The organism is Arcticibacter sp., from assembly GCF_053551015.1.
Window position 1 is genome coordinate 210,731 of record NZ_JBMQOB010000008.1, and the last position, 23,032, is coordinate 233,762.

13 protein-coding genes are annotated in these 23,032 nt (G+C 47.0%); 12 read left to right on the forward strand and 1 reads right to left on the reverse strand.

Annotated features, from left to right (window positions below; genetic code table 11):
- Positions 1 to 105: 105 nt before the first annotated feature.
- Positions 106 to 951, reverse strand: coding sequence for an ion transporter (locus ACO1NU_RS05290; RefSeq protein WP_448817418.1), 846 nt, complete (start codon positions 949 to 951; stop codon positions 106 to 108).
- Positions 952 to 1,145: 194 nt separating this feature from the next.
- Between ACO1NU_RS05290 and ACO1NU_RS05295 the strand changes: the two genes are divergently transcribed.
- From ACO1NU_RS05295 to ACO1NU_RS05350, 12 genes are all read left to right on the forward strand, one after another.
- Positions 1,146 to 3,341 (forward strand): glycoside hydrolase family 97 protein, encoded by a 2,196-nt coding sequence (locus ACO1NU_RS05295; protein ID WP_448817419.1) that lies wholly within the window; start codon positions 1,146 to 1,148, stop codon positions 3,339 to 3,341.
- A 389-nt stretch (positions 3,342 to 3,730) separates the two neighbouring features.
- Entirely contained in the window at positions 3,731 to 4,240 is a 510-nt protein-coding gene (locus ACO1NU_RS05300) for a PQQ-dependent sugar dehydrogenase (RefSeq protein ID WP_448817420.1), read from the forward strand.
- Entirely contained in the window at positions 4,228 to 4,848 is a 621-nt protein-coding gene (locus ACO1NU_RS05305) for a hypothetical protein (protein WP_448817421.1), read from the forward strand. Before ACO1NU_RS05300 ends, ACO1NU_RS05305 begins: the two co-directional genes overlap by 13 nt.
- Before the next feature lie 379 nt (positions 4,849 to 5,227).
- On the forward strand, positions 5,228 to 6,325 hold the full coding sequence (locus ACO1NU_RS05310; RefSeq protein WP_448817422.1) for a glycoside hydrolase family 43 protein: 1,098 nt from the start codon (positions 5,228 to 5,230) through the stop codon (positions 6,323 to 6,325).
- Positions 6,326 to 6,504: 179 nt separating this feature from the next.
- Positions 6,505 to 8,901, forward strand: coding sequence for a beta-L-arabinofuranosidase domain-containing protein (locus tag ACO1NU_RS05315; RefSeq protein WP_448817423.1), 2,397 nt, complete (start codon positions 6,505 to 6,507; stop codon positions 8,899 to 8,901).
- Between the two features lie 61 nt (positions 8,902 to 8,962).
- The gene (locus ACO1NU_RS05320; protein ID WP_448817424.1) at positions 8,963 to 12,778 is read left to right on the forward strand and encodes a glycoside hydrolase family 3 C-terminal domain-containing protein; all 3,816 of its coding nucleotides are present in this window, start codon (positions 8,963 to 8,965) and stop codon (positions 12,776 to 12,778) included.
- 310 nt (positions 12,779 to 13,088) lie between these two features.
- Positions 13,089 to 13,484, forward strand: a complete 396-nt coding sequence (locus tag ACO1NU_RS05325; RefSeq protein WP_448817425.1) for a hypothetical protein — start codon at positions 13,089 to 13,091, stop codon at positions 13,482 to 13,484.
- Between the two features lie 179 nt (positions 13,485 to 13,663).
- Positions 13,664 to 17,983 (forward strand): CusA/CzcA family heavy metal efflux RND transporter, encoded by a 4,320-nt coding sequence (locus tag ACO1NU_RS05330; RefSeq protein ID WP_448817426.1) that lies wholly within the window; start codon positions 13,664 to 13,666, stop codon positions 17,981 to 17,983.
- An 8-nt stretch (positions 17,984 to 17,991) separates the two neighbouring features.
- Entirely contained in the window at positions 17,992 to 19,119 is a 1,128-nt protein-coding gene (locus tag ACO1NU_RS05335; protein ID WP_448817427.1) for an efflux RND transporter periplasmic adaptor subunit, read from the forward strand.
- Positions 19,120 to 19,168: 49 nt separating this feature from the next.
- Positions 19,169 to 19,873: a phosphatase PAP2 family protein gene (locus ACO1NU_RS05340; RefSeq protein WP_448817428.1), complete on the forward strand. Its 705-nt coding sequence runs from the start codon at positions 19,169 to 19,171 to the stop codon at positions 19,871 to 19,873.
- Between the two features lie 21 nt (positions 19,874 to 19,894).
- Positions 19,895 to 20,440, forward strand: a complete 546-nt coding sequence (locus tag ACO1NU_RS05345; RefSeq protein ID WP_448817461.1) for a cytochrome b/b6 domain-containing protein — start codon at positions 19,895 to 19,897, stop codon at positions 20,438 to 20,440.
- Between the two features lie 68 nt (positions 20,441 to 20,508).
- Positions 20,509 to 23,025 carry a cation-translocating P-type ATPase gene (locus ACO1NU_RS05350; RefSeq protein ID WP_448817429.1) on the forward strand — a complete coding sequence of 839 codons (2,517 nt, stop codon included), beginning with the start codon at positions 20,509 to 20,511 and terminating at the stop codon, positions 23,023 to 23,025.
- The last annotated feature ends 7 nt before the right edge of the window (positions 23,026 to 23,032 follow it).

Consider the following 23,032-nt stretch of genomic DNA (forward strand, 5'->3'; position numbering starts at 1 on the left):
AAAAAAAATGATAGATCGGACAAATACTCAAGCGCTTTCCTGCTTTTTCTTGGATGAACAAACCAAGCAGTTGTGATCAATTTATGGCTGACGGTCTATAGTTTGCTAAATCTCAGGTTTGCTTTCCTGTAAGTTTTTGCCGGGGCGTTCTTTTCCGCAGTTGGAGCAGAACCGGGCGTTCCGTGGGTATATGGGCGCCTGGCAGTAGCTGCATTTTTCCTTCGCTTCTTCCGTAGCACGTGCCATTTCAACAGATACGATTCCGGTGGGAACCGCAATGATGCCATAGCCGATGATCATCAGGATGCTGGCCAGCAGCTGGCCGGCGGGAGTCTGTGGCGATATGTCCCCATAACCCACAGTCGTGATGGTAACTATCGCCCAATATATGGATACCGGAATGCTGGTGAAGCCGCTTTTGTCTCCTTCGATAATGTACATGAGTGTGCCGATAATGGTGACCAGGGTGACTACACTTGTGATAAATACAATAATCTTGTACATACTTGCTTTTAGCGCGCTCTGGAGTATGTTGCCCTCATACAGAAAGCGACTCAACTTCAGGATGCGGAAGACACGCAGCAGGCGGAAGGCTCGTACGACCACGAGATACTGTCCCCCGGCTAGGAACAGGCTCAGGTATCCCGGTAGGAAGGCAATCAGGTCAATGAGTCCGTAAAAGCTGAAGATATAGCTTAGCGGCCTGCGTGAGCTGTAAATGCGCAGGAGGTACTCTATTGTGAATATGATAGTAAAAAACCATTCGGCAATCCGGATATAAGTGAGATAGTTCTGCCTGATGCTCGCCACGCTTTCCAGAAATACGGAAAGGATACTAAAGAGGATGAGCCATAGGAGGATCAGGTCGAACAGCTTGCCTGCAGTGGTGTCTGACCGGAATACGACCGTGTATATCTGACGCCGTAATGCGTCATTAGACCTTTTCTTCATGTTGAGTACTTGTTGATCTTAAGAACACCGGATGTTCAATAAAGTGTGAGCATGAATGGCGGAATAGGCGAGACAGTGTAGCATAAGCTCCGCTTTTGATATAGAAATTTATTTTTCTCTTGCTGTGATGGATATAATATCCTAATTTCGGGAACGTTCCCGAGCGTACATACCTTTTAACATAAACTTATAATATGAGAACAATTCTCTTTTTGATCTGCTTATGTGTGGCTATGCCAAACGTAATTAATGCACAGGATCTTAAATCGCCGGACGGCAAATTCGCTCTTCGGTTTTCGCTGCTGAAAGATGGTACACCCGCGTACAGCCTAAAATATAAAGGTAAGGACGTGGTGAAACAGAGCAAGCTGGGTTTCGAGTTGAAGCGCCAGGCGAAGGACGCGGCATCCGGCGGCGACATGAACCAGAAGGTTGCCAACGCTGAATCTTCCCTGCATGATAACTTTACGCTGGCCAGCTCCAAAACATCGAGCTTTGATGAAACCTGGAAGCCCGTGTGGGGTGAGGTAAGGGAGATCCGCAACCACTATAATGAACTGGCGGTGACGCTTGATCAGAAAGGCACCAAACGTCAGATGCTCATCCGCTTCCGTTTATTCGACGATGGACTGGGCTTCCGCTACGAGTTTCCGGAGCAGAAGAACCTGACTTACTTTGTGATCAAAGAAGAAAAGACCCAATTCGCCATGACCGGCGATCATACAGCATACTGGATTCCGGGCGACTATGATACCCAGGAATATGATTTCACCACTTCACGCTTATCAGAGATCAGGGGACTGATGCCGAAGGCCATTACCGCTAACGTATCGCAGGCTTCATTCTCGCCAACAGGGGTGCAAACTTCGCTGATGATGAAAACAGATCAGGGTATTTATATCAACCTGCATGAGGCGGCGCTGATTAATTATGCCTGTATGCACCTGAACCTGGATGATAAGAACATGGTGTTTGAGTCCTGGCTGACGCCCGATGTTAAGGGAGATAAAGGCTATATTCAGGCACCCTTCAATACGCCATGGAGAACGGTGATCGTGAGTGATGACGCCCGCGATATCCTGGCTTCCAAGATGATCTATAACCTGAATGAGCCCTCCAAGATTGAGGATACTTCATGGATCAAGCCGACCAAATACGTAGGAGTATGGTGGGAGATGATCACCGGCAAGAGTTCATGGGCATATACAGATGAGTATCCGGCCGTGCAACTGGGTATCACCGATTATTCGAAGGCAAAGCCTAACGGCAAGCATGCTGCGACGACTGAAAATGTGAAGAGATACATTGATTTCGCTGCGGAGCATGGCTTCGACGGTGTTTTGGTGGAAGGCTGGAACCAGGGATGGGAAGACTGGTTCGGGAACTCCAAGGATTTTGTGTTTGACTTCGTATCGCCGTATCCGGACTTCAACGTGAAGGAGATCAGGGATTATGCGAAATCCAAAAATGTGAAGATGATCATGCACCACGAGACGAGCAGCTCCGTACGTAATTACGAGCGCCACATGGATAAGGCCTATCAGTTCATGAAAGACAACGGCTATGATGCGGTAAAGAGCGGTTACGTAGGTAATATCCTGCCAAGAGGGGAGAACCACTACAGCCAGTGGATCGTAAACCATTACCAGTACGCGCTGGAGAAAGCAGCCGAATACAAGATCATGATCAATGCGCATGAGGCTGTACGTCCCACAGGTATTGCACGTACGTATCCTAACCTGATCGGCAACGAGTCGGCCCGCGGTACCGAGTACCAGGCCTTTGGAGGTTCTAAGCCGAACCATGTGACTCTTCTTCCGTTTACGAGACTCCTGGGGGGGCCGATGGATTATACTCCGGGCATCTTTGAAATGGATATCAGCAAGCTGAATCCGGACAATAAATCACATGTAAACAGCACCATCGCCAACCAGCTGGCGCTGTATGTGACGATGTACAGTCCGCTTCAGATGGCAGCCGACCTTCCTGAGCATTACATGCAGTTCGCGGATGCTTTTCAGTTCATCAAGGATGTTGCGGTAGACTGGGACGACAGCAAGTACCTGGAAGCAGAACCGGGACAATATATTACCGTAGCACGTAAAGCGAAGAAGACAGGCAAATGGTTTGTTGGAAGCGTAGGTGGCGAAAACTCCAGAACATCGAAGATTGACTTTGGCTTTTTAGATCCGTCCAAAACGTATATCGCTACGCTGTACACAGATGCGAAAGATGCACATTATAAGACAAATCCTCAGGCTTACACGATCCGTAAAGTGGCGGTGACCAGCAAGTCGAAGCTTTCGCAGTTTGTTGCTGCCGGCGGAGGTTATGCCATTAGTGTGGTAGAAGCGAAGAAGTCAGACCTGAAGGGATTGGAGAAGATCTAGTTTCAGTAATTCTTTAAAGCTATAAAAGAAGGCGGTTCCAGGTTTTGGGACCGCCTTCTTTGTTTTTAGGAATGTTTTGGACTGCGCCGGGCGTTGCAGATAAGCGGGATGTTGCTTGTGCAATCAATCGTATCGGGCAAGTAATTTAAGCATGCGACTCAATTATCATAACGTTTGTGTTCTTCAGCAGGCTTTAAAAATTCTCTTTCAAGTTGTTTTCTGTTCAGTTGCCGCAAAAGGTATAAAGAGCTTAGAAAAAATATAAATAAATAACCAAAACTATCCTGGCTCCAAATACATTATCAGAGAAACATCTACCTATGAAAAAATTGATATCAACTCTTTTGATATCCACGCTATTATGTGCCTGAGCGTCGGCGCAGCGTGGATTGCCCCCTAAAGAAAAGACGAGGTCGTCGAACGTTACCAAGTACCCTCAGCATTTAGACTTTTTACCCGAGATGGTGAAGTTGTTGAAGGTGCCTGCCGGCTGGGAAGTCAGTGTTGCCGCCTCGGGCCTGGGACGGCCAAGAATGCTTTACGCCGGTCCAAATGGCGAATTGTATATTACCAGGCGGGACGCCGGCGATGTGCTGATGCTGAAAGACAATGATGGCGACACCAGGTTTGAAGAACTGAAAACCGTTCTTTATGATTTTAAGAGCGTGCATGGTATAACCATGAAAGACGGATATATGTACTTGTGCAATAATAAGGAGCTTCGCCGTTACCCGCTCAACCCGGACGGCACATTGGGTGAGATGGAGCTCTTAATAAATGATTTGCCAAATGCGGGCCAGCATCCGAACCGGACAATCGAATTCGGTCCTGACGGTATGCTTTATATTAGCGTGGCAAATTTACATAGCCGGATACCCGTAATAAAATGGCCCGTTTAATCAGTATCGATCTGGCGACCGGTCAACGTTTGTCGGACGTGGACCTTTCCGGCTTAGTGCCTGGAAAGCATTTTTCCAATGATTTAACCTTCGGTGATAACGGAAATATATACCTTACTGATAGCTACGCACACGCCATTTATAAAATTACTCCTCAGGGAGAGGCCAGTGTATTTGCCAAAGACAAGAAGTTTGAAACGGAAGATATTGGTGTAAACGGCATCGTTTATCATCCCGCAGGATTTTTGTTGGTTGATAACAGCAATACCGGCCAGGTTTACAAAGTAGATATTAAAAACCCGTCCGATGTGCAAAAAGTCGAGACCGACCAATATTTACTCGGCGCTGACGGATTATTGCTTAATAGCAGCGAACGACTTACGATAGTAGTAAATGGCGGAAACGACAAGATTTACCAGCTTGAAAGTACGGATAACTGGAAAAGCGCCAGGCTTGCGGCAACGACTCTTATTGCCGACCGGTTTACTTATCCTGCAACCGCTACCAAAAAAGGTGAAGAGGTATGGATTATGAACGCCCGTTTTAACGAACTGCTTGATAGTAATGCTGTGCCAGCGAAGCGTTTCGCTATTCAGCATGGTGTTTAAACCTCTGCCAAAGCCTAAAAAGTAATAGATGCTCTCGGGCTTGTCATTTGCTCATTTTACTCGACGTCATGTCATCTCAGCGCCACCAGGGATCTACTCAGATTTCTAGCTGCGCCAGGGATGACAAGGCTGCTCGAAAAGGATCAGAGGCACGGATAAACGTCCTCTCTGACCTGCTATTTTGAAGAGTTTTGTATCTAAAGACCTTTGAGCAGGCGTGAAGGATATTTAAGCTGTTTTGCTCTTCCCTAACTGCTTTACAGGCAGTATGACACAAAATTTATAACAATCGGCACATTCTTGTTAGCCGTAGCCCGCCTGGAATCCTAGATTTGCTTTGAATGAATCTCCTTTAATTCACAAGCTAATCTACCGACCTATGCTAAGGATCATCAGCAGTACATTTCTAATCATTATCTCGTGCTTGCCTACTAGTCTGGTACAGGTACAAGCACAAGGCAAAGCTCAGGTGGGAACCGTATCCGCACACTCCAATCCACTATCAATTGCCTTTGGCGATCCCTTTGTGCTAAAAGACGGTGATGTATATTACATGTATGGTACGGGAGGAGGTGCGAAGGACGGCTTTGCGGCGTATTCATCTGCTGATTTGAAAAACTGGAAGAATGAGGGGCAGGTTTACTTCGGGGACAACAAGAACGGCTGGGGGACCGGCGCCTATTGGGCTCCTGAGGTGTACAAGCAGAACGGCAAATATTATATGTTCTATAGTGCGCAGTGGCGGCATAATCCGACCAATGAAGAAGAGAATTTCAAGATCGGGGTGGCGGTTGCGGACAAGCCAACGGGACCGTTCATCGACATGCGGAATGCTCCGGTATTTGATCCGGGCTATCCGATCATCGACGCGAATGTCTGGTTTGAGAACGGAAAGACGTATTTATATTATTCCAGGTGTTGCTACAAGCATCCCGTAGAGACTGAGGTTTCTAAGTGGGCCCGGCAGAAGGGCTGGTATAAAGAGATTGAGGAGAGCTGGGTTTACGGCGTAGAGATGAAGGCCGACTTCAGTGGTGTCATAGGTGAACCCGTGCTGCTGCTGCGCCCGCCGGTAAAGATGGATATCGCGGAGTGGGAGAGCCGCTCGGTTACTTCCCGTGAGGTTAACCGGCGCTGGACTGAGGGCTCATTTATCTTCAAGAAGAATGGCACCTATTACATGATGTATTCTGCCAACAATTTCGACGGCCAAAATTATGCGGTGGGCTATGCGACGTCTAAGTCGCCTTTGGGTCCCTTTGTTAAGGCAGCTGGTAATCCTGTTCTCCAAAAGCGCGGAAAGGTGACGGGTACAGGTCATAACAGTATCACCATGTCGCCGGATGGAAAGGAGATGCTTTGTGTTTACCACGGTCGCACGGAAGCTACAGGACACGAGAGGCTTGTATTTATCGATAAAATGGAGGTCCTAAAAGACGGAAGGCTGGTCGTTTATGGACCGACAACGGGGAACTAATCCCTTTCCGATGCCGAAGGTGGCGGTTAAACTCCAGGGTTCAGGTAATCAGCAGGTCAATTTCGTCCTGCTCTTGTTCGGTATTTTCTATTTATAAGCTTTCCCCTTGGTCGCAGTATTTCAGTAGCAAATTTCAAACCTGAATTTGTATGTTTACTCCAAACTGCATAAGACCAATTATGAAGAAGATAAACCTTAAAAATTTAATACTTAGTGTATTGATGGGAGGCCTGATCCCATTTACAGGCAGTTCTCAGGAGAAGTTATACCCCGATCAGTTCCCTTTACGTGATATTAGTCTTTTGGATGGCCCGTTTAAACAAGCGAGAGACCTGAACCTAAAAGTGCTGATGCAATACGATGTAGACCGTTTACTGGCACCTTACCGCAAAGAGGCAGGTTTATCAAAAAAAGCTGAGACGTACCCTAACTGGGATGGTCTGGATGGTCACGTCGGAGGCCATTATCTGTCGGCCCTGGCGATGAATTATGCAGCTACCGGAAATGCAGAGTGTAAAATCCGCATGGAGTATATGATCAAAGAACTCAGGGAGTGTCAGGAAGCCAATGCGAAAAATAATGCACAATGGGGGCGGGGCTATGTAGGCGGATTCCCAAACAGCGCCAGACTATGGTCGGCTTTTAAAAAGGGCGACTTAAGTGCCTATAATTCCGCATGGGCACCTTTTTATAACTTGCATAAGATGTATGCCGGACTGCGCGATGCCTGGTTATACGCCGATAATCAGGAAGCGAAGGATATGTTCCTTAAGTTTTGCGACTGGGGTATTGATATTACCGCAGGCCTGTCTGACGATCAGATGGAAAGAATGCTGAACATGGAGCATGGCGGCATGAATGAAATGTTTGCCGATGCTTATCAGATGACAAAAGACACCAGATATCTGGCGGCTGCCAAAAGATACTCGCACAAACAATTCCTGGACCCCTTATCCAGGGGAGTTGATAATCTGGACAATAAACACGCCAATACTCAGATTCCGAAGTTTATTGGCTTTGGCCGGGTCGGTGAACTAAGCGGTGACGAACAGTATGCGAAGGCGGCGAGCTTTTCATGGGAGACAATTACACAGAAGCGCTCGCTTGCATTCGGTGGAAACAGCCGCAGGGAACATTTCCCCAGCAAAACGTCGGCTTTCGACTATCTGCTGGTTACCGACGGACCGGAGTCGTGCAACACCTATAACATGCTTAAGTTAACGGAAGACCTGTTCCGCGAGCAGCCGGAGGCAAAATACATGGATTTTTACGAGCGGGCCACATTCAATCACATCCGTTCCACTCAACATCCGGAACATGGCGGTTATGTTTATTTTACGACTGCCCGGCCGCGTCAGCACCGCAAATATTCCGCGCCGAATGAGGCCATGTGGTGTTGTGTAGGCACCGGAATGGAGAATCATGGGAAGTACAACCAGATGGTGTTTTCGCATTCAGGCGACAAGCTCTTCTTAAACCTCTTTATGTCTTCACAACTTAGCTGGAAAGAGAAAGGTGTGGAGATTAAACAGGAAACGAATTTTCCCTTGGAAGAACAAACGAAACTGACAGTTACAAAAGGTACAGCGAAATTCAATCTTTTAGTCAGGTATCCCGGATGGGTAAAAGAAGGTGCTCTTAAAATATTGGTAAACGGGAAAGTCTTTAACTATTCTGCCAAGCCCTCTTCTTATGTGAGTATTGCCAGAGAATGGAAAAAGGGCGACAAAGTTGAGGTTTTCTTACCCATGAGGAATACCATCGAGCGTATGCCTGATGTGCCGGACTATGTTGCGATCATGCACGGGCCAATATTGCTTGGGGCTAAAGCAGGGACAGAGGACATGGGAAGCCTGGTTGCCGGAGCGGGACGCTTCGATCAATATACCGGAGGCAAAATGCTCGCCATAGACAAAGCTCCCGTCATTATTGACAACAACATTGAAGATATTGGCGACAAACTGGTGCAATTGGAAGGAAAGCCCTTGCATTTTAAGTTAAATGTAGCGATCAAAAATCCCTTGGAGAATATGGTGCTGGAACCTTTTTACCAGATACACGATGCCCGGTACATGATTTACTGGCTGGCCTTAAATGATAAAAGGTATGAGCGATACAGTGATTCTCTTTCAAAGACAGAGGAAAAAAGACTGGCGCTCGACCGTCGCACGGTTGATAAGGTGAACACCGGCGAACAACAGCCGGAAACAGACCATAAGATGCAGAGCAAAAATTCGCGGACCGGCAGCAATTTTGATGAGATGTTTCGCGAGGCCGGCAAGGAGGGTTACTTTAGCTATGAGATGGTAACGAACTCTGAGACTGAACTGAAACTATACGTGAGGTATTGGGGTGCTGAATGGGGAACAAGGACGTTCGATATCTATATTGACGATAAGAAGTTGGTAACAGAAGACAATACTGAACGATGGAACCAGTCGCAATTTCAGGATGTTGAATATTCCATCCCCAATGCTATGCTTAACGGGAAGGAACATATCCGCGTTAAGTTTCAGGCCCTTCCGAACAGTACAGCGGGAGCGGTTTATTATGTTCGCCTGGTGAGGGAAAAGTGAGCTGTTTATATTTCTTATTATGTAGTCTAAAAACACCTTTTATAAACTAAACCATCACGTAATGAAAATTTTTGCCAAGATCCTCCCGTTAATGCTCTGTTTAATGGCCATGATGGCTTTTATCCCATACGAGGAGGATTCCGGAAAGCCGATTTACCTTAATACCGCTTACAGCTTCAGGGAAAGGGCGGCGGACCTGGTTTCCAGAATGACGCTGGAAGAAAAAATGAGTCAGCTGGGCAATACCATGCCGGCTATTCCGCGTCTGGGTGTCAATAAATACGATGTCTGGGGAGAGGCACTTCATGGCGTGATGGGGCGGAATAATAATAGTGGGATGACGGCTACATCTTTTCCGAACAGTGTGGCCGTTGGCTGCACCTGGGACCCGGAGTTGATTAAGCGCGAAACTAAAGTTATCTCCGACGAGGCCCGCGGCTTTAACCACGATCGTATTTTTACGTTAACATACTGGTCGCCGGTGATTGAGCCTGCCCGCGATCCCCGCTGGGGGCGTACCGCGGAAACCTTTGGAGAAGATCCCTTTCTGGTATCTGAGATTTCCAGGGGCTTCATTCAGGGCTTAATGGGCGACGATCGCGTTTACCTCAAAACGGTTCCCTGCGGAAAGCACTTTGTGGCCAACAATACCGAATATAACCGGCATACAGGTTCTTCCGATATGGACGACAGGGACCTGCGGGAGTTCTACCTGACCCCTTACAAAGCCTTGATTGAAAAAGATAATCTGCCTTCTGTGATGACTGCCTACGGAGCCTTGAATGGCACGCCTATGTCGGCACATGAATTTCTGGTTGATTCTGTCATCCGCCGCACCTACGGAATGGATGGCTATGTAACGGGCGATTGTGGTGCGATATCCGATATGATACGAGGACACAAGTATGCAAAAGACGGTGCGGAGGCCACCGCTATGGGCCTTACTGTGGGAGTGGATAGTGACTGTGGTGATGTGTACCAGGTAAGCGCTATCGAGGCTTTGAAGAGAGGACTGATCGATGAAGCTCATATAGACAGGGCACTTGTCAATATGTTTACTATTCGCATGAGGGTGGGAGAGTTTGATCCTCAAAACATTGTACCCTTCGCCGGTATCCGGCCCAATATCATCAATGATCCTTCCCACAATGACCTGGCACTGGAAATCGCCACTAAAACTCCTGTGCTTTTAAAGAACGATCAAGTTGCTAAAACACGACAAAAAGCTTTGCCTCTTAATCCGGCGAACATCAGGAAAATCGCAGTATTCGGTCCGATGGCTAATAAGGTCGAACTGGGAGATTACTCCGGCCCGGTAGAACCCGCCTTGCAAAGTACACCACTGGCAGGGATCCAGAATTATGTTAAACAAAAGGGCCTTAATATCCAGGTGATGCATGCTGAAGGGGGAAATACAGAAAGAAGGAATGATTTTTTTACTCTCAACAGCTTTTCGACCGTCTCTAAAAGTGGCACCGTAAAAGACTATGACGCCACCAAATTTGATAATGCAGTCAAAGGGCTCATCACCGAGCCGAGGTTCGGGCGCGTGTCGGTAAGAGGTATTAAAAATGGCGACTGGACTTCTTACGGCAACATCAATGTAGGCGAGTTGGATTCCATCAGATTTAACGTAAGTGTGGCCTATGATGGCGGCGTGATTGAAGCCAGGGTAGGATCAGTGACAGGCAATATCATCGCTTCACAAACAGTTGCGGCTAAAACGCCTGCAGGCAGTGGAAGTCCTTTCGGTGGCAGGAACATGACGGTGGCTGCAAAAGTAAATACCCTTGGCATAGCTGGTCCTCAAGAGGTATATCTGGTTTTTAAAGAGCCGGAGGCTCCTGCAACGGATAAGCAGACCCTTGAACTGGCGGCTTCTGCCGACGTCGCCATTGTTTTTGTGGGTACAGATCAGAGCACCGGACGTGAAGAGTCAGACCGTTTTTCCCTGGCCTTACCGGGGAACCAGATGGCCCTTATTAAAGCCATATCGGCTGCAAACGCGAATACCATTGTAGTCATGCAAACGATGGGGATGGTTGAAGTTGAATCTATTAAGAATAACGCGAATATCCCGGGGATCATTTTTACGGGATATAACGGTCAGGCGCAGGGCGCCGCTATGGCGAAAATCCTGTTTGGTGAGGTTAACCCGGGTGGAAAGTCAACGCTAACCTGGTATAAATCGGTTGACGATCTTCCTGATTTTAATGATTATACCCTGAGGGGTGGAGCGGGCAAAAATGGGCGTACCTATTGGTATTTCAATAAAGATGTTTCGTATGAATTTGGTTACGGACTTTCGTATACAAGCTTTGATTACAGCAATTTCAGGATCGATAAGAATACGATAACGCCTAATGAAAAAGTTACCGTTTCAGTCGATGTTAAAAATTCAGGCAAGGTAGACGGGGATGAAATTGTGCAGCTGTATATGAAAACCCCTGAAAGTCCGGCGATCCTCCAACGCCCTCTTAAGAGGTTGAAAGGCTTTAAACGGGTTACCATCCCGGCAGGGCAAACCAAAACAGTAGCCATCGAGGTAGATGCTTCCGACCTTTGGTTCTGGGACGCGGATAACGATAAAATCACCTTTGATCAGGGCAGGTATGTATTTGAAATAGGGGCATCGTCCAAAGACATAAGAGGGCAGGTTGCGGTCACTATGACCGGTAGCTACAAGGCGGTATTGAAGACAGTGGTTGCGGGCTCGGATAAGATTGTTCTGAAGCCCGGAGACACCGCCCTGTCCCGCCTTACTGCAAGCTTATCTGACGATAGTTTTCTAGATCTCAACCGGGCAAAAGTTACCTATAAAAGTAACAATCCAGCCGTGGCTTCAGTTGACGCAGCCGGGAAGGTAAGCTCGTTGCGTCCGGGGGTTGCCACTATCTTTGCCGAAGTAAGCTATGACGGCAAAAGTTTGTCTGGCAGTTATCCTGTCAAGGTAATGCCGAACCTCAATCCCGCATCTGTTACGGTAAACGGAAAGGCAATTGCCGGATTTAGTGCCGATGTGCATGCATACAGTTATCTGATGAGTAACAAGAACGCTATCCCGCTGATTAAAGCCAGGGCTGCTGATCGAAACATTTCCGTTGAGATCGAGCAGGCGAAGGCGATACCGGGGACCGCGGTAGTCCATTTCATTGACCGTCTTACTTTTGAGAAGAACTCCTACTATATCAATTTCGATGTGGCCTCGCAGAGCGACGAGTTTAATGCTGCGTCGGTAGGGAAACAGTGGCAATGGCTGAGAGAGAATCCGGCTACCCGCAATCTGGCAACGAAACCTGGAGCACTAACGATCACTACAGAACCGGGAGACGTTTCTGAAGCAAGTAACAATGCCAGAAACATCCTGTTGCAAAGTGCCAATAACGATTGGGTGATAGAAACAAAGCTGGTAGGTTCAAGAGCGCCTTCCCAGCCGGAAAATGCCGGGCTGCTGGTTTACCAGGATGAGGACAATTTCCTGAAATTAATGTTCCGGGCAGTTATCAAAACTACGAGGCAAACGGGTGTGCAGCCAGGATCAGTAGATCTGTTGATCGAGGAAAACGGGATCGCTAAATCGATGAAGTGGATCGATCTGAAGGAAGAGATTACGGGCAATAAGGATTTACTTCTCAAGTTGGAGAAAAAGGGGAGTGTTTATACCGCCTACTATTCTTTAGATGGGGTCAAGTTTAACCACCTGGCAACTGCCAATATTATGTTGAAGAATATCAAAGCCGGCTTAATTGCGGCTGATGGAGTGGTGACGCAGAGCATGACCAGCACCTTCTATTTCGATAAGAGCACTACCAAGCCCGGCACTCCATTTAACGTGTCGTTTGACTATTTCAGGATTAGCAATACGGGCTTAAAATAGCCTGCCCGGAATAGTCATTTTGGGTTTAGCCCTCTGGTCAGGAATGCCTGATCAGAGGGCTTTTTTGCTAAAGGACTGAGGGGAGATTCCAGGTTTTTTTGGTGAACCTGGGAAAGGCTCTAGCTCTCGTCACGTATTGGTGAGGCTCTTATGAAGTTAACTTTCCAGCTGTTAAGCTATTGTCGACAAGTCTTCCCTAAAATCATTGCCTGCTCAAAATGTAGCAACTCCAACTCCCAACTGCTATTTTGAAGAGTTTTAAATTACAAGGACTTAAAAACGGCATATTCTTTCTCCTTAACTTTGGCCTATGGGGAGATTACTCGCTATATGGTTTTTGTCAGTGTACCTAATTTCAACAACTGAGTTAGTTGAGTTCTTGAAATTTCCGGTGCTGATAGGACATTATATCAGCCACAAAGAGAAAAATCCCGATATTTCGATCGTCCGGTTCCTGGCAATTCATTACGAGGGCAATCATCTGGAGAACCATCCGGAGGATGAAGACTACCAAGAAGACCAGAGACTACCCTTTATCTTCCATTCGCATGTTTTGAGTCTGAGCTTTGTTCTTATTCCTCCGTTTCATTTCGAAACAGAAGCAGACTATCCGGTTCGAAAGGAGTCTGAAGCATTGCCCTGGGACGATACTTTCTCCTATTGCAACTACTTTTCTACAATCTGGCAACCGCCAAAAGGTTGCTAGTCGTTTTTTGGACTAAGGTTTTATTGAGTCGTTTCTGAATAAGGTTTGATACGGTCCTGTATGGGGACGTTTGTGTCGGTAGCCTAAAAATCAGCGGCTTATCATCTGCAGTTTTCGGGGTCCCAGGGAGGGGGATTCTTGCGGACCCCGTATCGATTTATTATAATTTAGTAGAAATCATGTTGGACAAGATTATTGGGTTTTCCATACAGAACAAACTCATCATTGCGCTTCTTACCCTGGCCCTCATTGGCCTGGGCGGATACGAAGCCACCAAGTTACCCATCGACGCACAGCCTGATATTACTAACAATCAGGTACAGGTGATTACCGTAGCTCCTTCTCTGGGAGCTACCGACATTGAACGCCTGGTAACATTCCCTATTGAACAAGCTAACAGCAACATCGATGGTATTACCGAAATCAGAAGTTTTTCTCGCTTCGGGCTATCGCTTGTGACGATTGTTTTTGACGACGATACTGATGTGTACCGCGCGAGACAGCAAGTCGCTGAGCGTTTGCAAGTAGTAAAAAATGAGATTCCAGAGGGTGTCGGAACGCCGGAATTAGGACCCGTTTCGACCGGTTTGGGAGAGATTTATCAGTATATGATATTGCCCAAAAAGGGATACGAAGACCAATTCGATGCTACCGAACTGCGTACTATTCAGGATTGGATCGTTCGCCGGCAGCTATTGGGTGTAAAAGGTGTAGCCGAAGTCAGCAGTTTCGGTGGCAAGCTGAAACAATATGAGATCGCGGTCAATTCAAACAAGTTGCAATCGCTGAACCTCAGCATTGGTGATGTGTTCAGGGCGGTGGAAAGCAACAATCAGAATACCGGGGGAGCGTATATCGAAAAAGGACCCACCGTCCTCTACATCCGCAGTGAAGGCCTGATCGGCAATAAAGACGATATTGAGAATATTTCGGTCAGGACGAGCCGAGAGGGCATTCCCGTACTGTTGAAAGACGTAGCCGACGTCAAAACAAGCTATGCCACACGTTATGGAGCGATGACCTATAACGATCAGGGCGAGGTATCCGGAGCGGTGGTGATGATGCTTAAGGGCGCTAATAGTGCCGAAGTAATCACAAATGTTAAAGAACGTATTGCCATCATTCAGAAAACGCTGCCTGAAGGGGTTGTCATTGAGCCTTTTCTTGATCGTACTAAGATGGTTAACAATGCCATCAGCACCATTGAAACCAATCTTGCAGAAGGCGCACTCATCGTTGTTTTCGTGCTTGTGGTGTTCCTCGGCAATTTCAGGGCCGGTATACTCGTAGCGTCTGTGATTCCATTGTCGATGCTTTTTGCCATTATCATGATGAATATGTTTGGCGTGAGCGGTAACCTGATGAGTCTGGGCGCCCTGGATTTCGGATTGATTGTAGATGGAGCCGTCATAATCGTTGAAGCGGTACTGCATCAGTTGCACGGAAAGAAACTGTCGGCTGCGGACAGGATTTCGCAGGCAGAGATGAACAATCAGGTGAGGAGCTCTGCCAGTAAAATGGTGAACAGTGCCGTGTTCGGACAACTCATCATCCTGATCGTATATCTGCCGATCTTCACACTCGAAGGCATCGAAGGTAAAATGTTCAAACCGATGGCGCAGACCGTGGCTTTCGCTCTGATCGGCGCGTTTATCCTTTCGCTGACCTATATTCCGATGATGAGCTCATTGGTATTAAATAAAAAAATCCAGCATACCCCCAATTATTCGGATCGGATCATGCAGAGCCTGGAGAATATCCATTACCGTACCTTGAAGAAAGTGCTGCACTATCCGAAAGCGCTCATCGCCGTCATTGTTTCTCTGTTCATCGTTGCAGTACTGATCTTGTCCCGGCTGGGAGGAGAATTCATTCCTGCTCTTGAAGAAGGTGATTTTGCGGTAGATACGCGGGTAATGACAGGAAGTAACCTGAAAACGACGGTTGAATACACCCAAAAAGCCGCTCATATTCTGATAAGGGATTATCCGGAAGTGCAGAAAGTGGTCACTAAAATAGGAAGTGGCGAAGTGCCCACAGACCCGATGCCGATGGAGGCAAGTGACATGATGGTTATTTTAAAAGACAAGAAGGAATGGACATCAGCAAGATCGTTTCCTGAACTGGCTGCAAAGATGGGAAAATCGCTGGAAGCCGTACCGGGTATCACCGCCGGGTTTCAATATCCTGTGCAAATGCGCTTCAATGAACTGATGACCGGTGCCCGGCAGGACGTGGTCTGTAAGATTTTTGGTGAAGACCTGGACAGTCTGTCTGCTTATGCGGCCCGATTTGGCAGAATCATCAAAACGGTACCAGGTGCGGAGGATTTGTATGTGGAGCCCATTACCGGAATGCCTCAGGTGGTCATCCGGTACAACCGGGCCAGCATAGCCCAGTACAATCTGGACATTGCACAGATCAACCGGGTGGTGAATACTGCTTTTGCGGGCCAGAGCACGGGAAAAGTCTACGAAGGTGAAAAGCGCTTCGATCTGGTGGTCCGGCTGGACGAAACCCAGCGTGAAAACCTGGAGGATATTCGCAATCTGCTCATTCCTACTTATACGGGTAACCAGATCCCGCTTTATCAGGTCGCCGACGTTCAGATCGTTAACGGACCAGCCCAGATCCAGCGTGAGGATGCAAAAAGACGGATTGTCGTTGGTTTCAACGTTCGGGGACGTGACGTGCAAAGCATCGTAAATGAAGTACAGGATAAAGCTGATAAGCAGATGGCCTTTTCGCCCGGGTACTACGTCACCTATGGCGGAGCGTTTGAGAACCTGAATGAAGCGACTAATCGACTGCTGGTTGCTGTCCCTGTTTCGCTGGCGATGATCTTCATTCTGCTGTATTTTGCCTTTGGCTCGATCAAGGAAAGCTTGTTGATCTACACCGCCATCCCCTTGTCGGCCATTGGAGGTATATTCCTGCTGGCAATGCGGGGAATGCCGTTCAGCATCAGTGCCGGCGTCGGTTTTATTGCGTTGTTTGGAGTAGCTGTTCTTAATGGGATTGTACTTATTGCGGAGTTTAATCGTATGAAGAAGAGCGGAGAAAAGAACCTGTACCGGATCGTACTGGTGGGTACCAAAACGAGACTTCGTCCTGTACTGATGACGGCCTTCGTAGCCTCATTAGGATTTTTCCCGATGGCATTGAGTAATGGTGCAGGAGCTGAAGTACAGCGTCCGCTGGCAACCGTAGTGATCGGCGGCTTGCTGATTTCAACGTTTCTAACCCTTTTTGTTCTGCCTACATTATTCGTGCTGTTTCAAAAAATCGAGCTCCCGAAGCGCAGGCTGGGAAAGAAGAGCGGGACTCTGCTCGTTTTCCTGGGTTTAAGTGCTTCCGTCTATTCGCAGACGATAACGCTTGAAGCTGCTGTTCAGATGGCTACTGAAAATAATCTTTCGGCTAAAAGCCAGCAACTGCTGGCTGAATATCACCGGAAGCGTATGGCTACAGGCGTTAACCTTCCTCAGACGATGGTATCCGGTGAATTCGGACAGATCAATAGTGCTGCGTCCGATACCAGGTTTGGCGTTTCGCAGTCGTTAAGCTTTCCGACGGTTTACAGTAATCAGAAAAGATTACTGGCAGAAGAATGGAGTTCGGCTGTTATTTCGGTCAACCTGAATAAGCTGAACATTCGAAAGAACGTGAGCGAGCTGTTCTACCAGATCCTCGTTTTGCGCGAAAAGGAGAAGATCATGCAACGTAGCGACAAGATGTACGAGACGTTTTCGCAAAAAGCGGCCCTGCGTATGGAAAGCGGAGAAAGTAATCTCCTTGAAAAGACGGCTGCCGAGGTGCAGCGTGAACATATTGCTATAGCACTAAAGACACTGGCCAGTGAGATCGAGCTCGCAAAGATACAGCTTCAGCTTCTCTTGAATGCGGATCCACGCTACGAACCCTCGGCACCGGGCATTGTTTTTCAGGACCTTGCGTTCGACCCCATGATCGATATTGTGCAACATCCTGTTCTGCAGTTGTCTGCACAGGAAATTGAGAAGGCCAGGGCGTCTGGTCGCCTTGAGAAATCTAAGCTTCTACCTGATCTATCGGTCGGCTACTTCAACCAAAGCTTCAGGGAGTTAAACAGTAGCCGGTTCAATTCCTTTCAGATAGGTTTGGGCATTCCAATTTTTTTTCAGGCACAGAAATCCCAGATAAAAGCAGAAGAGCAGCGTATCCGGTTTACGGAGAATGAACTTGCCTTGCGTAAAGCCGAGTGGCGGAGCGGTTTTGCTGCGTCGGTGCAGCAGTACCAGACCCAGCTTGACATCGTGGAAACGTACAAGAAGAAGCAGCTGCCCGCAGCAGAACAGATTTTCAAAACCGCGGGGGATCAATTTGCTAAAGGAGAGATCAACTATTTGGACTGGGTGATGCTCAACAATCAGGCAATCCAGATTCAGAATGAATATTTTGATGCGGTACTGCAGCTCAACTTCCAGATGATCAATCTTCAATATCTCATTTCAAAATAAACAAACAAATGAAAAATATAGTCGGGCTTTTCACGCTGCTCCTGTTATGGAGTTGCGGAAATAAGAAAAACACCACGGAAAACAAGGTCATGCAGACTTCAGAAAACGTACTGACGCTATCCGACGAGCAGTTAAAGGCATTCACTCTGACGACTGTTGAACTAGAGGAAAGGAACGTGACAAATACATTGAAACTTAGCGGGATGGTGGATGTTGCTCCGCAGAACCTGGTATCGGTGAGCAGCGCCCTAGGGGGGTATGTAAAGTCGACCAGGCTGCTTCCCGGGATGTATTTTCGGAAAGGAGAGGTGATCGCGCTGCTGGAAGACAAGCAATTTATTGAGTTGCAGCAGGACTATCTCACAGCAAAGGTCCAATTGCAAAATCTGGAAGCCGAATACAATCGCCAAAAGCAACTTAACGAAAGTCAGGCAAGCAGTGATAAAGCCCACTTGCAGGCGAAAGCAAACTACGAGACATTGCTCATCAGCAAAAAGGCCCTGGAAGAAAAACTTCGCCTGATCCACATCAACCCGGCTAGTATATCGGTGAGTAACATCAAGCCAACAGTTGCTATATATGCGCCTTTTAGCGGCTTTGTTTCAAAAGTTCTTGTGAATTCAGGTAAATATGTGTCGCCAACCGATGCCCTGTTTGAGCTGGTAGATCCGCATGATTTGCACCTGAAGCTGAAAGTTTTCGAGAAAGACTGGGACAAACTCAAGGTCGGACAAACGCTCAGGGCCTATACCAACAGCTACCCTGAAAAGAAATATCCTGCCGAGATGATGTTAATTAGCAAAAATATAACCCCGGACCGCGCGGTGGAAGCCTACGCCCGTTTCAAGGGGGCTGATGAAAGTCTTATTCCCGGGCTGTATATGAATGCGGAAATTCGAATCCCCGAGAGCAAGGCACCAGCACTCCCAGAAGAGAGCATCGTTAGCTTTGAAGGGGATAATTATGTCTTTGAGGTGCTGGACAAGAGGACTTTCCGGATGAAAGCAGTAGAGACCGGGAACACTGGAGACGGCTGGGTGGAAATATTGAGCGGAGCAGAACCGGGCCGGAAGAAAATTGTCAGTAAAGGGGCCTATACCTTATTGATGGCGTTGAAGAATACCGCAGAAGACTAATATGAAGTGTGCATTGTTAGTGATTAGCTGCTTTTTGCTCACGTTGAAGTTGAAAGCACAAACAGTAAACAAGGATACAACGGACCATCAGGATCGCGCTTATCATTTCTCGGGAGGGAAGCTGATTGTTCCATCCGTTTTGATTTCGTATGGCGTAGTAAGTCTGGTGTCTAACGATCTGAAATCTTTAAACCAGTCTACACGCCACGAAACCCGGGAACACATCATTGCTGGAGCCAGGATAGACAACTATATGCAGTACGCTCCAGCCGCCGCTGTGTATTTACTCAATTTTGCCGGAGTAAAGGGGAAGCATAAGTTCAAGGACAGAACCATGATCTATGCAGCATCTCAGCTCGTTGCAGCAGCTTTAGTTTTGCCGACGAAACACTTTGTGAGCGAAGTCCGACCTGATGCTACAAACCACTTGTCCTTTCCTTCGGGACATACGGCTACGGCATTTTCATCAGCTCAGTTTATGTTCAGGGAATATCAGGATGTTAATTTTGGGCTGAGCATTTCCGGGTATCCGGTTGCTGCTATGACCGGAATATACAGGGTATTCAACGATAAGCACTGGGTTGGTGACGTTGTTGCAGGCGCTGGTATCGGGATTTTGTCAACCGAAGTTGCTTACTGGCTGTTTCCGTTGATCTCGAGATACTTGTCTTCAAAAAAGGAGGTAGAGTCCTTGTCGATTGCTCCCTTCGGCCAGAGAAATACTTACGGAATTACAATGATTAAGAAAATATAGGTCATGAAAGCAACTATTAATATGCGTTTTACAATAACTCACAGGATTCTACATTGGTCAATGGGACTTCTGATGGTGGTACTGTTTTGTACAGGATTTTTAAGGATGAATTGGATGGGGCGGAAACAAATAACAGGGATCATCGAACAGCATGCACCGGGATTGATGACCAGGGAGCAAATGGGGACTATCGTAAAAGACATCCTTCGTCCAATGTGGCAATGGCACGAATACGCAGCGTATGCCATCGTGGTGGTTTTTTCGGTCAGGGTTGTATATATGCTGGTAAAAGGCATTCGTTTTCCGAATTGTTTTGCAAGAGACCTATCGATTAAAGAACGTTTGCAAGGGACATCTTATGTCCTGTTTTATCTGTTCGTGGCTATTTCCACCATCACCGGGTTTTATCTCAAGTGGATTGAAGGGAGCTGGAAAGAACATCTGGAAGCTTTACACAAACTGGCGATCTATTGGTTCCCGGTTTTTATGTTAATCCATATCGGTGGTGTCGTTATTTCAGAGCTGAAGGGTAAGAAAGGGATAGCCTCTAGAATGATAGGAGGCTAGCGGACTATTTTAAGCCAAAATTTGGCTAACTTGTTTAATGATCGGGTAAGTTATCTCAAGATAATCAGATGAAATACAATATACCAGCGCATTTAAAGGGTCTTAACAGCGCGGAGTTAGATGATTCAAGGAAGCAGTATGGCTTTAACAGCATGGGTGCAGTCAAAAGAAACAGCTTACTGGATACTCTCTTCGAGATTTTAAAAGAACCTATGCTCATTTTACTTTTCGCCATATCCAGTATCTATCTGATTCTGGGTGATTACGGTGAAGCGCTTTTTATGTTTATTGCTATTGTAGCGGTATCTGCAATATCATTCTATCAGGATACCAGGAGTAAAAAGGCACTCGAAGCATTGGAGAAACTAAGCGAGCCGCTGAGCACAGTGATCCGTAATGCAGGCGTTGAAGAGATTCCTACCCACGAAATCGCCGTTGGCGACCTGTGCATTACCGCAGAAGGAAAACTGATCAATGCCGATGGTGAAATCGTTTATAGTAATGATTTTTCGGTGAACGAAGCATCTCTTACCGGAGAAAGTTATTCGGTCTTCAAGAGTGCAAGTTCCGAAGATAACAAGGTATATAGTGGTACAATAACCGTTTCTGGACTGGCGGTATTCAAGGTACAGCAAATTGGAAAAGACACTCGTATAGGCCGCATTGGAACGTCTATTGCTGAAATAAAAACACAAGAATCACCTTTGCAGGTACAGATCCGGAGCTTCGTTAAGCTTATGGCGATCATTGGATTCGTTATTTTTCTTATGGTCTGTTTAGTGAGCTATGTCCGCAGCCAGAATCTTATAGAAAGTTTGCTTAGTGGGCTTACGCTGGCGATGTCGGTGCTGCCGGAAGAAATTCCCGTAGCGTTTACAACATTCATGGCTCTGGGTGCATGGAAACTAATGCGTGAAGGTATCATTATCAAGCGAAGCAGTATCGTAGAGACCTTAGGCAGTACCACGGTAATCTGTACAGACAAGACAGGTACCATTACCGAAAATACCATGAAGCTCATGTATTTGTATGACTACGCGTCGGACAAGACTTTCGACCAAAATGGGTTTGGCGATAAAAGTCTTTCAACCCTCATTGACTATGCAATGTGGAGCAGCGAGCCAGTTCCGTTTGATCCGATGGAAAAAACACTGCATCGGGTTTACGAGGAAACGCAGCCCGACGAGAGGCCTTCATGGCACCTGTTTCGCGAATATCCCCTTGAGGGAAAGCCACCGATGATGACCCATCTTTTTGAAAACCGGCAGAAGGAAAGGATCATTGCTGCAAAAGGGGCTCCCGAAGCGATCTTAAACGTGTCTGTACTCGATGATAATGAGAAGGAGAAAGTCCGGCAACTGATAGCAGGTTTTGGGGAGCAAGGATTCCGGGTTTTGGGTGTGGCAAAGACGCGCTTTGAAGGCGATTCTTTCCCGGAAAAGCAACAGGATTTCGTATTCGACTTTATAGGTTTGGTGATATTTTACGATCCGCCAAAACAAGGTATCCGGAGAGTTTTCGAAGATATCTATAATGCCGGTATAAAAGTGAAGGTCATCACCGGAGATAATTCAGAAACCACGAAAAGTATTGCAGCGCAGGCAGGAATACAGAACCCGGGTAAAGCGGTAGAAGGCAGGGCGATCATGGAATATGATGAAGCGCAGCTTTTGGAGGCAGTAGAGAAAAAGGTCTTGTTCACCCGGATGTTTCCCGAAGCAAAGCTCACTGTAGTAAATGCGCTGAAAAAAAAGGGTGAAGTGGTGGCTATGCTGGGTGATGGGGTAAATGACGGGCCAGCTTTAAAAGCTGCACACATTGGCGTTGCCATGGGAAACAAGGGAACTGAGATTGCCAAGGCATCGGCGTCATTGGTGATCACCAATGACGATCTGGATAAGCTGATCACCGCGATTGCGGCTGGGCGGCGTATCTATATTAACATGAAGAAAGCCATTCAGTATATCATATCCATTCATATTCCGATCATATTAACGGTATCTTTACCGCTGTTTTTGGGATGGATATATCCGCACATTTTCACCCCGGTTCACGTTATTTTTCTGGAACTGATTATGGGTCCGACGTGCTCGCTGGTCTATGAGAATGAACCAATGGAAAAGAATACCATGCGTCGGAAACCCAGAAAAATGACGGAGACCTTTCTGAACTGGAAGGAACTTGCCATTAGTATTATACAAGGACTAATCATTACTGCAGGTGTGTTGTTGGTTTACCAATGGAGTGTTTATCAAGGGGGCAGCGAAGAAAAAACAAGGGCATTGGTATTTACGAACCTGATCTTCGCTAACATTCTGCTAAGCCTCACGAACCGGTCGTTTTACTTCAGTATGTTTGACAGTTTCAGGAACCGGAATGTGCTCTTTCCTGCGATCACTGGCTTGACCCTGATACTTCTGTTTATTATCCTGTATACTCCGGCGGCCTCTGGTTTTTTCAAAGTGAGCAGCTTAGATCTTGAAGAAACGATCGTGGCAGGACTTATAGCTGCTGTTTCGGTACTTTGGTTTGAAGTTTATAAATGGGTTAAAAGATGGCAGGAGAAAAACACGTCCGGCAGATGAGTGTTTA